6 protein-coding genes and 7 pseudogenes are annotated in these 13,811 nt (G+C 59.3%); 5 read left to right on the top strand and 8 right to left on the bottom strand.

From position 1 onward, the window contains the following. Positions 1-427: 427 nt before the first annotated feature. Entirely contained in the window at positions 428-703 is a 276-nt protein-coding gene (locus NKJ58_RS31190; protein WP_352854677.1) for a hypothetical protein, read from the top strand. A 214-nt stretch (positions 704-917) separates the two neighbouring features. Here NKJ58_RS31190 and proB read toward each other — a convergent pair. The 4 genes and pseudogenes from proB to NKJ58_RS31170 all read right to left on the bottom strand — a co-directional run. Next, a pseudogene (proB, locus tag NKJ58_RS31185) lies at positions 918-1,583 on the bottom strand (glutamate 5-kinase). 224 nt (positions 1,584-1,807) lie between these two features. Continuing rightward, entirely contained in the window at positions 1,808-2,500 is a 693-nt protein-coding gene (locus NKJ58_RS31180) for an OmpW/AlkL family protein (protein WP_352854676.1), read from the bottom strand. A 185-nt stretch (positions 2,501-2,685) separates the two neighbouring features. Then, positions 2,686-4,765 (bottom strand): annotated as a pseudogene (locus NKJ58_RS31175) (prolyl oligopeptidase family serine peptidase). A 1,263-nt stretch (positions 4,766-6,028) separates the two neighbouring features. Beyond that, positions 6,029-6,148, bottom strand: a pseudogene (locus tag NKJ58_RS31170) (IS630 family transposase); the annotation flags it as partial. 73 nt (positions 6,149-6,221) lie between these two features. Between NKJ58_RS31170 and NKJ58_RS31165 the strand changes: the two are divergent. Then, positions 6,222-7,127 (top strand): annotated as a pseudogene (locus tag NKJ58_RS31165) (IS110 family RNA-guided transposase). 131 nt (positions 7,128-7,258) lie between these two features. Here the strand turns inward: NKJ58_RS31165 and NKJ58_RS31160 are convergent. After that, positions 7,259-8,345: pseudogene (locus NKJ58_RS31160) on the bottom strand (IS5 family transposase); the annotation flags it as partial. Between the two features lie 176 nt (positions 8,346-8,521). On the opposite strand from NKJ58_RS31160, the pseudogene NKJ58_RS31155 reads away from it, so the two are divergent. After that, positions 8,522-9,162 (top strand): annotated as a pseudogene (locus NKJ58_RS31155) (IS110 family transposase). Positions 9,163-9,438: 276 nt separating this feature from the next. Here the strand turns inward: NKJ58_RS31155 and NKJ58_RS31150 are convergent. After that, on the bottom strand, positions 9,439-9,987 hold the full coding sequence (locus tag NKJ58_RS31150; protein WP_352854674.1) for a cupin domain-containing protein: 549 nt from the start codon (positions 9,985-9,987) through the stop codon (positions 9,439-9,441). A gap of 177 nt (positions 9,988-10,164) precedes the next feature. Here NKJ58_RS31150 and hisD point away from each other — a divergent pair, with 177 nt between their 5' ends. Next, on the top strand, positions 10,165-11,466 hold the full coding sequence (hisD, locus tag NKJ58_RS31145) for a histidinol dehydrogenase (protein WP_352854673.1): 1,302 nt from the start codon (positions 10,165-10,167) through the stop codon (positions 11,464-11,466). A gap of 515 nt (positions 11,467-11,981) precedes the next feature. Further along, positions 11,982-12,191, top strand: coding sequence for a hypothetical protein (locus NKJ58_RS31140; RefSeq protein ID WP_352854672.1), 210 nt, complete (start codon positions 11,982-11,984; stop codon positions 12,189-12,191). Here NKJ58_RS31140 and NKJ58_RS31135 read toward each other — a convergent pair. Then, positions 12,169-13,132, bottom strand: a pseudogene (locus tag NKJ58_RS31135) (ATP-grasp domain-containing protein); the annotation flags it as partial. The gene NKJ58_RS31140 and the pseudogene NKJ58_RS31135 sit on opposite strands and share 23 nt — an antisense overlap. Before the next feature lie 46 nt (positions 13,133-13,178). After that, positions 13,179-13,811: IS256 family transposase (locus tag NKJ58_RS31130; protein WP_352854671.1), on the bottom strand; the 633-nt coding region annotated here is incomplete at its 5' end.

Genomic DNA, 13,811 nt, shown 5'->3' with positions numbered 1-13,811 from the left:
TCACGCCCTTTGAATACATCTGCAAAATCTGGACAAAAGAGCCCGAACGATTCAGGCTCGATCCAACCCATCAAACCTTGGGACTAAACATCTAGTTGCTTGACAGGTACAACAGCCATCATGCCGACGAGCGCCTTCAAACTCTTGACGACTCATCTACTGACTTGGCGCTTGGGTACCTGTGAAGGGTCAAGGTGAAGCCCAACCGAGTGAGCGGCAGACCAAGGGCCAGGCAGACTCGATTTCGTGGCTCGATGGGCGTCATACGCATGGAGACCGGCGGCTCGATTGTATCTGAACTAATCATCCGCGAACTCGGGCTGCCGCTTAATGGCGCGTGCCTGGAGATTGCCGCCCCTCGCGGTTTTTCCCGGCCATAGCCATGCGCTGTTTCTGGGCCTGAATGCGAAGGGCGCGAGAGATGCGCATGCAGCCCAGTCTCGATGTGGCACGCGCGTGCCTGATGGGCAGGGCGGGGCGCGCACGCGCGGCTCTCTTGGCCAATTCCGTTGTCGTGCTTGCCGGTCGGCGGATTGCGCTGCTCATCTGGCACGCCATTACGACCGTCGGCAAGCCGAAAGCCTCCATCGTCGCCGGCCAGAACGCCGCGGCTCCTGGGACCACCGGATGGGTGAGGCGGACCTGGATGGGGGCGGTCGATCAGCCAATGCGGAAGAAGGACCTGTCGACCTCGACGTGGTAAGCGGATGCACCAGGCCACCTTCCATTTGACATTGGTCGAACGGTGCCGCCGGCAACGGCCTCACGGCTGCTCGCTCGATCTCCTCGAAAGTTCGCTGCGGCGTTTGCCGACATGGCGGATCGGCCTGCTTTAGCGAGCGGAAGGAACCATGTTGCTGGCCCACCGTTCTCGATGGAGCGAGCGGGAAGATTTGTTACCGCTCGCAATGACCAGTTCACAGCCCGCGTCCGTGGCAATCCTTGCTGCCATCAACTTTGTTACCATGCCACCCGAACTGTGGCGAGCCAGGGTGACCCGCCATTGCCTCTATCTCGGGAGTAATGCATCTAACCTCTGTCACCAGACGGGCTGCGGGGTTGTCGTGTGGCTTTTCCGAGAAGAGGCCATCTACGTTGGAAAGCAGAACGACAACGTCAGCGTTTACCATCTGCGCGACCCGTGCCGCCAGCTGATCATTGTCGCCAAATCAGAGCTCCGCCGTTGCGGTCGTGTCGTTCTCGTTGATAATGGGTACGGCGCCAACTTTGAGAAGTTGTTGAAGCGTTGAAGCCGAATTCAGGCGGCGATGCTGATCGTCTATATCTTCGCGGGTCAATAGTATTTGACCAATGCCAAAACAATAGCGTTTGAAACTCTGTTCATAGGCACGCATTATTCGAACTTGACCGATAGAGGCCGCCGTTTGCTTCTCCTCAACTCGCAGAGATCTGTCCAGATCATTGAAGTGACTTGAGCCGGCCGCGACAGCACCAGAGGTGACGATGATCACCTGCTGCCCGCGTGCGAACAATCGGACGACATCCTCTATCAGCGTCTGAAGCCAAGGACCGCGTATCTCTCCGGTTTCTGCATCGGCGATCAGTGCCGAGCCAATCTTCACTATTCAGCCGGCGAGCCGAAAGCAATCGGATCGGGCTTAATGGTGCTGCCGTTGAGTGTTGCTGCACTAGAAGTGAAGACACGTCTCTCCAATCTCACCTTTCCTAAGCGTCACGGCTTTGGAGATAAGGGCGCACGAGGCGCCCTTCATTATTGGTATCGGCTGCCCAGACGAGCGCTTACTTTGTGGTCGGGGCTTCAACAACCGGCATTCGCCTTCCGTTGTCAGAAGCGGTAGGTGACACCTGCGCCTATCAACCAGGGATCGAGCTCCGCCCTTCCCGTCTGCTTCGCGCCGTCCACTGTGACGTCGAAGTCTGGCTTGAGGAAAAGCTTCTTCACGTCGAAATTGACGCCCCAATGCTGATCCACCATGTAGTCGAACCCGACCTGCAGCGCGGTGCCGAACGTGTTCTTAACATGGAGAGCATCTGCACTGCCGGCATGCTGGTTATAGAATATCGTGTAGTTCACGCCGGCGCCGATATAGGGCTTGAAAGCGCCGAAATTCGCAAAATGATACTGCAATGTGAGCGTGGGCGGCAGCAGCCAAACCTTGCCGACATTGCCCAGCGCGCCGATCGCTCCTTGGCCCTCAATGTTAGCGTAGGTGGTGCCGAGGATAAGCTCCGTGGCGATGTTGTCCGTGAAGTAATAGGAGATATCAAGCTCCGGCCTCACAGTGTTCGAATAGGAAAGACCGGAGCCGGGCACTGCATTGACGTAGCCCGAATCCTCAGTGACGACCCCCAATGCTCGCAGGCGGACCTGCCACGGATTTGGCCATTCCGTGACCGCGGCTCCAGCCTGCGGGACGCTCGCGGCTTGCGCAAGCTCGGCCGCGACGGCCTGCTTTCCCATCATCATGAGGAAGGCCGCCGTTACTCCCCGCGCCACGCCCATTCGCTTTTTTGCCATGATATTCTCTCCTATATTTGTAAATGATACACTGCACTACTAAAAGCTTCCTCTGAGTTATTTATATTGACCGAGTCTCGTGCTCATCTTGCATGAGACTGCGCCGGCATTTATTTGGGCGTTCCCGCAATCATCGACCTGTGCTCACTTTATGTGAAACGATGCTCTTGTTGGGTCCCGGCCACCTATCGAACGCGATTGTCTTGCCAGCCGATCGCACTGCGAAGGAAATTGTTGCCCAGGGCAATGAAGGCGGCCCGCTCCCGATTTTCCTTGCAGTTGCCGTGCCCGCCCCCGCCGGGCTCGTAGAATAGCGGGATAGCCAAGAACCTGCAGCTTTGCGGCCATCTTACGCGCGTGGGCCGGATGGACGCGGTCGTCCCGCTTCGTGGTGACGAGCAGGATCGGTGGATAGGGCTGTCCGGGCATCGCGGCGTGATGGGCGGAGATTTCCTTCAGGAAAGGCCAAGCTTCCGGCTCGTCGGGATCGCCATATTCGTCAATCCAGCTCGCGCCTGCCAAAAGCTTGGTGTAGCGGCGCATGTCGACAAGCGGAATTGTGCAGACCAGCGCGCCGAAACGCTCAGGGTAGCGGGTAAGCATATTGGCGATCAGGAGGCCGCCATTTGAGCCGCCCTCGGCGGCAATCCGCCCCGGTCGCGTAATGCCCCTCCGCACGAGGTCGGCCGCAACGGCGGCGAAATCGTCATGGGCGAGACGCTTGCCCTGTCCGCGCCCGGCTTCGTGCCACTCGTCGCCTCCCCGAATGTTGGCCACCACGCACGAGCCGCAGCGTTCGAGCCACAGCTTGCCGATCGAAGAGTTGTAGTAGGGCAGGAGCGATATGTCGAACCCGCCATAGGCGGTGAGCTGAACCGGGGCATCCCCGTTTCCGTTCGCCGGGCCGACCTGCGTATAGGGGATCATCTCACCATCACTCGAGACTGCCTCCTGGCGGGTGACCACCAGCCCGGATGCGTCGAAATTCTGCGGGTTGCGCTTCAGGATCACTGGCTTACCGAGAGGCGGCGCGTCATTGAGATCCAATAGGAGCAGCTGCGGTGGAGTGATCGGGTTCTGAGCCGAAACGAGGATCTCTCCATTGCTCTCGTGATCTTCCGCATCGAGTGACCACAGGTGGACAGTACCTTGGGCGGGCACGGTGTCCAGGGCTCGGCGCGTCCATTCCTGCCGGCCCGGAGTGACCGTCTCGAAACGCGGAACGAGGTTCACTAGGTATGAGATGATGAGCTTCCCGTCGTTCCAGAAGAATGACTGCAGGGAGCGCCTCTCGCCAGGTTCGAACAGGGTCACAAAGCCGCGCTCGCCGGCGATGAAAGAGGAAAGCGAGATGCCGATCAGTACGTCGGAGGCATAGGTCGTCCCTCCCACCGTCCAAGGTTTGCTCGGCTTTACCGCCAGCCAATCGCCAAAGACACCCCACCAGGCGTCCCGAGGAAAGTCGATTTCAATCTTCGGCCCGCTCTTGTCGCCGGTTCGGACTATCTGCTCGAAGAAGCCAGTATTCTCGATGAACCAAAGGCGCTCGCTCTCGGCGGTGCGGTCCACATAACCAGACACGCAAAGAGATTCGGAACAGCCGGTCTCGAAGATTGGCGGCGCGGTTAGGGGATCCGCGCCACGCTTCCACAGCCGCACGGTGCGCGCGTAGCCGGAACGGGTGGCCATGCCATCACCAAGCGCACTGGAAAGCAGAAGCGTGTCAGGGCCGAGCCAATCAATGTCGCCCTTGGCCTCAGGGAGATTGAAACGGTCGGCGACAAAGCTCAGAGACCCCAGATCGAATTCGCGATGCACGACCACGTCGCTGCCGCCGCGCGACCGGCGCAGAACGGCTCTTTCCCGTCTCTCCGGCTCGATAGACGCGCCGCCCCAGATCCAGTCCTCTCTGTCGCTAACGGCGAGGGCGTCCAGATCGAGCAGTACCTCCCATTGGGGATCCGCCTTCATGTAGGCGGCAAGGGTGGTCCGGCGCCACAGGCCGCGCGGGTTACGGGCATCTTGCCAGAAATTGTGGAGGTACTGACCGCGGCGCGTGATCAGGGGAATCTTGTCGGGACGGTCGAAAATCGCTGTCAGGACGTCGTGATCGCGCTCCAACTGCGTTCCACCGAAGTGGCCCAGTGCGCTGGCCGACTGGCTGGCGGTCCAGTCAAGTGCCGGTTCGCCTTCTACATCTTCGAGCCAAAGATAGGGATCATCGTCGGGAGCATTCAAAATTGGACGGAAATCGAATGTGATCATGTCCGAACAACTTGAAGAATGAAAGCGCAAGGGCCTCCGTCTGCTCGGGAAAGCTCATTATTTGCGGCGAGCGCATGTTCGGCGAGTGTGATCATGGATGAGTTCTCCCCGTCTGCGGCGCGGCAAACGTCGTTGGCAAATAGGACTGCATGTGTCGTGCCAACTAGGAAAATCTTTTCACAACAATGCGATCACTCTATAGCGCTGTGTCTCATGTCCGACATCGTCGAAGATCCGACAATGACTGCAACCATAAGCGCCTGTTCGCTCTCGTGTGCTTGTTCGCAGGACACCCTGCAAAACTTAAGCAGTGAAGCTCACAGCGAACTTGGTTGGGACGCAACATCTTCGCTCCAAGATGCTTCACGTGATTCGATCGGCAGATACCACCCCTGAGTTGACGGACGATCTGAGCGACAAAGACCGGCGCGCGTCTGATCTACACCGCCGGCGAAAAGAGTCGGAGACCCTAGGAAAAATGGATGGGACACAGGTTGGCCTGTGCAAGCCCTGCCAGCATTCTAGGCTTCACCGTCCGCTTGACGTACGTCTGGCTTTGACCGCTTTGTAAGCTTCGACACTCGACGTTTCTCTATTCGAAACGGCTTGTCTGTCGTACGTTTCGAAGTCATCCTGTTTCCAATTATTTCAAACAATACGACCACCTGATCCGAGCCCTTTGCTCCGACCTTATTTGAGAGCCCTCAACGCTCATACGGGTCGGTCCGCCCCAGTCTCCAGCATTGGTACTCTCGCCTTGCGGTTTGCTCCGCTTCAGCATCTCCCTTCGCATCAGGAGCCTGGTTCCTGCACTTCCGCGTGAAAGCCTTTGTCCAACTCACGCCTCCCTACGCCGGTCGCCGCCCGCCCGTCATCAGGCCCCGGGGACTTGTCCAGGATGACGAAACAGTCCTGGTTTTGACCTGATGAGGTGGACGGCCTCCGCTCCCGGCATCGCAATGTGCCAAATTGTGGCTGTCGAAAGTCACATGAGGGAGAGCCGTCCACCTCATCAGGTCAGTTTCGACGAGACTTAAGTTCATGACGATGCGTCCTCGGAGGGTTCACTTTCGTTCGTCTTTCGGACATGCACCTGCCCGGATCTCGTCCGAACGTTTCATCCGACCACCACGGCTCTTTACCGCAGCAGCTCGGACTAGTTGAGACCCGCTCCTGAAAAGGGATCCCGGAGGGCCATCCTCCATCATTCACGCAGCTTCACGTTACGGGGTTAGTTCATACTGAACTCCTTCCGTGCCTCTGCAGCACACTCTCTTCGATGAACACGAGGTTCGCCGGATCGAGATCGAGCTGGCCGTCGAACCAGTCCCGGCGCCGCTTCAGGATGTCGGGGCGATGCTGCTCCAATGCGTGCGCGGACTTGTATGGAATGGTCCGCCCTCCTTCGAGGGCATCGCGCTAGGATGCCGGTGTTTGGAACGGAGAAGGACGAGCCATGACGATCATGATACTGGGAATTGACCTTGGCAAGACCAGCTGCAGCGTTGCGGGATTGGATGCGGATGAGGAAGGTGGTTCAGCGCCGCCGCATGCCACCGAAAACGATTGTGGGCTTCGCCTCGAAGCTTCCGCCCTGCACGGTTGCAATGGAGGCCTGCTGCGGCCCGCATCATCTGAGTCGGCTTCTGAGCGATCAGGGACATGAGGTCCGACTAATGTCGCCGGAATACGTGCGTCCTTAGTCGCTGCATCGGGTTCGTTCAGGCTGGTGGGCGCTCGCACGACGCTGACCAGCAGTTGCGCGCCATTCTGCTGGAGTGCGGCACTGACTATCGCACTGGGACGCCGCAAGCTCGAGCAGGCTGCGGAGGCATTGCTCGCACTTCATGGCCTGCCGCATCCGCCGCCTGCTTGCGGAGATGCGGGAGGAATGGCTTGATCTCGACCGCCGGATCGAGGCTCTGGATCGGGAGTTCGTCGAACTGGCCCGCAACGATGCAGGTGCTCGGCGCCTGACGGCAATCCCCGGTACCGGTGCTCTCAATGCCACCGCTCTCGTCGCCGCTGTAGGGGACGGCACGACCTTCGCAAGAGCCCGCGATCTCGGCGCATGGCTGGGGCTTGTGCCCCGGCAACATACCACCGGCGGCAACCCAGGCTGCTCGGCATCTCCAATCGCGGCAACAAATACCTGCGCACGTTGCGGATCCGTGGGGCAAGGGCAGCCTTGCCATCGCTGGCCCGAAGCCAGACGTTGCTGGGCGCGTGGCTGCGTAGCCTGCTCGACAGACGGCATCGCAACACGGTGGTGGTGGCGCTGGCCAACAAACTCCCCCGCATCGCGTGGGTGACATTGCGTCGCGAGGCACCCTTCGAGGCGGACCGAGCGGCAGCGGCCTGAAACAACTAAGGTCAGCGCGACACGAATAGACGCCGCCCGACCGATGATGTCTGCGGGAGGACTTTGAAAGATGGCCTGACGGCCGAAGCGACGTTCTGGCAGCCTGGAAAAAAAATGGCGCTTCGACGCCGCTTCGGCAGTCGCACCAGATTGTAGGCAGCGGCTGCGAAGGTGAAGGCCCATCCGACACGGTCGCGACCGCGGAACCTGGTCTTGTGCTGGCCGGCTACGACCTTGATCCAACCGAATGCCTCTTCGATGCGCTTCCTGATGCGCTGGCTGACGGCGTAGCCGCCATGCCGCGTCGTGCGCCCGTCCATCGCGGAACTGCGGCCGCTCGTGTTCTGCGCTACATGCGGCGTCACCCTCATCGAGCGCAGCTCATTGACGAAGTCGTCCGCGTCGTAGGCCTTGTCGGCGCCGAGCGTGATCGCCTGTGGCCGCTCCGCTCGAAGTTCGATCAGGTGTAGTGCGGCCACCCGCTCAGCATGTCCGTCGGCCAGTGTCAGGCAAGCGTCGACCAGCAGGCCGTGGCGGTTCTCCATCAAGCCATGTCCCATAAAGCCATGTCTCATAAAGCACAGCTTGGCCTCCTTGCCTTTGCCCTTGCGACAGAGCCGGGCTCCGGATCGGTGGTCTAGGCATGTGTGTCGTTCGAGCGCTTGTGGCCATGGAAGTCCGCTTCCGCGTTTCGCCCGCCCCCTTCAGCCGGCGGCTCGCCATGACCACCGCTTGGGCCGTCCTTCGGTTTGACACTCTTCATCGATGCCCACGCCTCCATCAGTGTGCCATCGACCGAGAAGTGGTCCGTAGACAGAAGCTTCTTCACCTTGGGCTGCGCCAGCACTGCGCCTAAGAATTTCGCCGCGATATCACCTTCCAGCAACCGGTCCGGGTTCTTTGAGAACACCGAATGGTCCCAGGCCGTGTCATCGACGCCGATGCCGACGAACCAGCGGAACAGAAGGTCGTGTTCCAGCCGTTCCATCAAAAGCCGCTCCGAGCGGATCGAGTAGAACGCCCTGTAGCAGCATCGCCGCAGCAGCTTTTACGGCGGGATCGAAGGCCGCCCCCACAGCGCCGCCAGTCCCGCTCCAACGCCGCCAGTGCCTCGTTCACAATCGCCCGAATGCGGCGCAACGGATGATCGCGCCGCACCCGAGCCTCGAGATCAACATAACTGAACAGTTCGCCAGACCGTTCGTCTCCGCCGCGCATGCCTCGTTCTCCGAATCTCTCCGGAGACACTGAATCACGCTCATAGCCTCGCTGCGAGCCACTTTTTCAACAGATGGGGTGATTGGGGTCTCGCCCGAGCCAAGGTTCGGGTGGCTGCTCCTGTATGTTAGAACGTGGTCGCCTTGGAGCGCCTCAAACATCCGGAAGGAGCAGCCGTGAAGTATTTTGCTGGATTGGACGTATCTTTGGAAGAGACCGCGATTTGCGTCGTCGATGAGAGCAGTCAGATCGTGAAGGAAACACGAGCGGCGAGCGAACCACAGGCCTTGCCCGATGCGTTGCGGAAGCTCGATCTGCCGCTGGAGCGCATCGGGCTTGAAGCGTGCTCGCTGACGGCCTGGCTTCACGATGGATTGTGCGCCGAAGGTCTGCCTGCGACCTGCATCGAGACGCGCCAAGCCAATGCGGCCATGAAGACGATGCCGAACAACACCGATCGCAACGACGCCCGCGCGCTTGCGCAGATCATGCGCACGGGCTGGTATCGGCAGGTGCATGTCAAGAGCCGGCAATGCCGGCTGTGGCGTGCGCTGCTGGTTGCCCGCCGGACGGTGCTGAACGAGATGCGCAGCATCGAGGAATGTCGTACGCGCCATGCTGCGAGAGACCGGCGTCAAGCTCGGTACGCCGTCGCGCACCGCCTTTGCTGATCGCGTGGGGCATGAACATCGCCAGACCACGCGGCATGGCGCGGGCGCGCGTGGCGGTGGCCAGCAAGCTGGCCGTCATCCTGCACGGCATGTGGGCCGACGCAACCGAATTCCGCTTTGGAAAGGAAGCCGCCGGATCGGCATGAAATAGCGCAAGGAACAAAAACGAACACAGACAGTGGTTCGCCCGCGAGGGTGGATCGTTCCCGCGGGGACGATGGGCAAGGCGATCTCGTTAGCAGGCACGATCTGGGCGAAGTCTCCCAAGGTCGTTCAACAGATTGAGACGCCTCGCTCTCCTGACCCCATCATGCGGCGGCTCCGCGCCGACCGCGAAGAGAAGCGAGTGACCCGCGGGGCAACATGGTCCGGAAAAAAGACAGGAAAGGCTTGACCTCACCGACCGCAATCAGAGAAGCCTGCTAGTAGGTGGGTGGCGTAATCGCACTTAGGATTTCGCTTCGCCCGTCGTGAACATTCCGAAATCGATGTGGCAGACGGCTATCAAAATAGTAGCCATCGCCTGATTGGAGTATTCGCTTTTGGTTTCCCACGGACACCTCGACCATACCAGATAGAACCATGCCGGCTTCTTGCGCTGCATGAGTGAATTCCTCACCGCTATCTGCCCCAGGAGCATAGCGTTCGTGCAACATGAGCAGTTGGCGGTTCGGATGATCGAGCCCGATGACCCGATAAGAAATTGTTTTTATCTTTCCAATCTCAACGAGGTCTGCTGCCGCGTAGAAAGGCGAATAGGGAAGGCTCGATTGCAGATCAGAAAAGAAGCCAGTAAGCGTCGTACCAAGTGCGTCCAGAACAGCACCCAAGGTGTCGACCGAAGGGCTCATCCGGTCTCTCTCAATTAGCGATATTGTGGAATGAGATATCCCTGAACGAGCCGCTAGCTCTCTCACACCAAGGTTCCGCCGGCGACGCAGTTCACGAAGTTTGCTCCCAAGTTGAGGCATTTGTCAGCTCCGTAAATGATTTTGATCAGGAGGACCATGAAAGTCCCACGAGAAAAGCCACGAGGGACGGGTTGTCCGATTGATTGGTGATTATACTGAACACCTGGTTTGATGCAATTGCCAGCCTGATCCGATTGCACGATGCTGCCTTCCATCATCCCACGTAAGGAGGTTTTGATGTCGTCACGTCTCGAGGGTCTGAAAGGTAAATTCACCCAGATCAAGAAGCCGACCCGAGACGCCGTCTCAGACTCGGCCCCAGTCGAGAAAACCGTAAGGGACATCATTGCGAACGTCCGTGAGCGCGGAGACGCTGCAGTTCGCGAATATTCGCTTGCCTTCGACAAGGCTGTGGTCACGAACTTCGAAGTCAACGAGGAGGAGAAGCAGAAAGCTGTCGCCGATCTGGATCCGCAGACCCGAGAAGATACCGAATTTGCCATAGCCAACGTCCGCCGCTTCGCCGAAGCTCAACTGAGTACCATTCTGCCGCTTGAAATCGAGAGCCTCCCCGGTCTTCACCTCGGTCACCGCGTAATTCCGATTGAGACTATCGGCTGCTATGTACCTGGCGGTCGCTATCCACTCCTGTCGGCTCCGGTCATGACCATCGTTCCGGCCAAGGTCGCTGGCTGCGACCAGGTAATCGCCTGCCTTCCACCGAAGGCCCATCCGGCCATGATCGCTGGCTGCCATCTTGCCGGTGCAGATCGCATTTTCCGTGTTGGGGGAGCCCAGGCGATTGCGGCAATGGCATACGGCACCGAGACGATTCCGGCAGTCGACAAGATCGTTGGTCCGGGCAACGCCTTCGTAAACGAGGCAAAGCGCCAGGTTTTTGGTCAGGTCGGGATCGACCAGCTGGCCGGCCCGAGCGAGATCTTCATCATCGCCGACGAAACCGGCAATGCAGCAACCATCGCATCCGATCTGTTGGCGCAGGCCGAGCATGACGTGCGCACCCGTGTTGGGCTCGTGACGACTGACGGCAAGCTTGCTGAAGACGTTCTCAAGGAAGTCGAAAGACAACTCGATGATCTGCCGACGGCTCCGGTGGCAGGCGTCGCTTGGAAAGATTATGGCGAGATCACTGTGGTTGAAAGCGAAGAGACCATCATCGAATACGCGGATTATATTGCAACGGAGCACCTGCAAGTCCACACCCGCGATCCGCAGGCAACCGCTAAGAAGCTTAGGAACTACGGCTCGCTCTTCATCGGTGAACTGGCCAGCGTCGTCTATTCGGACAAGTGCTGCGGTACGAACCACACCCTGCCAACCATGGCCGCAGGCCGTTACACCGGCGGCCTCTGGGTTGGTTCCTACGTGAAAATTGCCACCCATCAGTGGCTGGACGAGCGCGGCGTTGCGGCCGTCGCTCCGGCCGCTGTGCGCCAGAGCGCGACCGAAAAGCTGGAAGGCCACCGCCGCGCAGCTGCGTTGCGCCTTAGCCCCAAGCAACTTGCCGAGGAGATCTAATCTATCTGGAACAACTGCTGCGAACAGAGGGCCGTCGGAGAAACTGATGGCCCCCTTTGGCGTTTTGAATAGGCAATTGAGGATCGCCGAAGATCCCGCGAATAGTTTTTTCAGAAGCAACCAATGCGTGTAGCTCTGAGCTTGCCCTAAGTTTTGTCCGGTGTTGGTTCGCCCCACGGTTTGGGGAGTCTGCAGATCCTGCTGAAGGCCCTTCGAAGCTTTTACATCTGTCTCAACCGGACGGCTGGGTGACGCACATTCTGCATTTCGACGTTTGGAGGATCGATGGATCGATGGATCTCGCACGTCCTTCCGGGCCAAAAAGCTGACAGGATCAATTTTGGTCTGGGATGTCGCCGGCGATGTTCGCGGCCTCGTTCGAAGGGCTGATTGGAACTGGTTCGCCCCGAGGGGGCACGGCCTCCGCAACTCGCCGGATGAGTGTGTGGCACAGTGACTCGACTCAGGCATTGTCGCCGGTGGCGTTATGGGCGTTCATGTGCTTGATTTAGTGCATGACTCTGACGGTTCGCCAGGAAGAGAGCGAGCGTTTGAAGGCGCTCCTGCGCCAAATCCGAGAGGCTGTATCCGGATCAATACCACCTGCGCTCGAAGACATGGAGATCGCGCAGGGTGTGATCTACGCCGCGCAGGCGGCGAGTCATCCAGGACCATTCGGACAACACCTCCGCTTCTCGCCGCGCCGTCGCGATCAGGAACTATGAACCGCGCGGCCGAAGTGTGCGAATGCCTTCTGCGCAGATCGCATTCGTCACCGATTACAAGCTTGATGTGCTCGTTGATGGTATCGACACCGTAGGCCAGTTGAATCAGCCGAGGAGTGGTCCAGCCCGGAAGACGCGCATTGACTTCCATTACGACTGGCCACGCTTCGTCCATCGGAATTCAATGTTCGCTGGCCCCCAGCCAAGGCCGAGAGCCCGCAAGCAGCTCAGCGAAACGTCTGCAATACGCTCTGCTCCTCATCAGTCAGTGGGGCCGGAAACATGCTCTCGCAAGGGACATAGGGTGGGCGGTCGAAGTCGGCGGCACCAATCGCAATGACCACGTTTCCCATCGTAGCAGCGTCATAGAATGGGTCTTGTGCGAATTCTTCGACCAGTATTCTAGGCGAAGACCGACATTTGTGCGCCCTCCCCAACAGATAGGTCGTATGCTCGGCCAACTCATCCACATCCCTGCACAATCGGACTCCGCTGCTGCCGCTGCCTTCGGCTGGCTTAAGGATCACCGGCAGGCCGATCTCTGCGACAGAGCATTCGACCTCCTCGGTAAGCAGGCACTGGAACGCCGGCCTGCGCGAGGAACTGACGTTGAGTAAATTTATCGCTACATCGTTCATCGATGCGGGGGTTGGTCCCGGTAGATCGAAATGCCGGCAGAGCTTGGCAACTGTCACATAGAACGACTCGTCGCCACCCGCAAAACCAGTGATGCCAGCAATATCATGGGTCACACGCAGCCGAGAGCACACGTGCATCAGCGCATCGAAATCCTCAGTATCGATCCGGATGGCCTCAATGCTTTCCGCCGCAAGATAGTCGTACTGAGTTGGATCAGCCGTCAGGGTAATTGGATGAAGTCCAAGACGCTGGGCCGCTTCAACGTAGAGTGGACCACTAGTCCTATGACCTTCGACCAGGATGGGTTGTGTGCGTCAAGTTCTGCAAAATGGGCGATCATGAAACTGGTCATGCGGCTTGGCGTAGAGCGAGCTTCTTGTGCTCGCGCAGATCATCCATGTTGATATAGCGGTTGGCCTCCATCCAGTTTTCGTTGGTTTCGACGGCCAGCGCCCTGACCAGGCGCAGGCAGCTTTCGGCGTTCGGGAAGATGCGCACGACATAGGTGCGCCGGCGGATTTCCTCGTTGAGCCGTTCAAGCATGTTGGTGGACTTGAGGTGCTTGTGATGCTGACGCGGCAGCCGGAAGAAAGTCAGCGTCTGTTCTATGGCTTCTTCCGCCCAGGTGGCCAGTCGCGGGTAGCGGGCGGACCATTTGGACAGCCACGCGGCGAGATCGGCCTTGGCCTCGGCGAGATCGCGCCGGTCGTAGAGCCAGCGCAATTCCTGCAGACAATCGTCGCCGTGCTTCCTGGGCAGGTGATCGAGCGCGTTCCTGAGGAAGTGAACGTAGCAGCGCTGCCATGCTGCTTCCGAGATCACCTCGCCGATCGCCGCGACCAGGCCGGCATGGTCGTCGGACACGGCCAGTTCGACGCCCTTGAGACCGCGTCGTTTCAAGCCGACGAGGAAGTCCTTCCAGGCCGAGCGGCTCTCGCGATTGGCCATCTCCACGGCCAGGATCTGCCGGCGCCCGTCCCA

It is taken from the genome of Mesorhizobium sp. M0139, from assembly GCF_040322455.1.
GTDB lineage: Bacteria > Pseudomonadota > Alphaproteobacteria > Rhizobiales > Rhizobiaceae > Mesorhizobium.
Note: the sequence above shows the minus strand (reverse complement) of the source record. Positions and strands in the feature narration are given on the sequence as shown.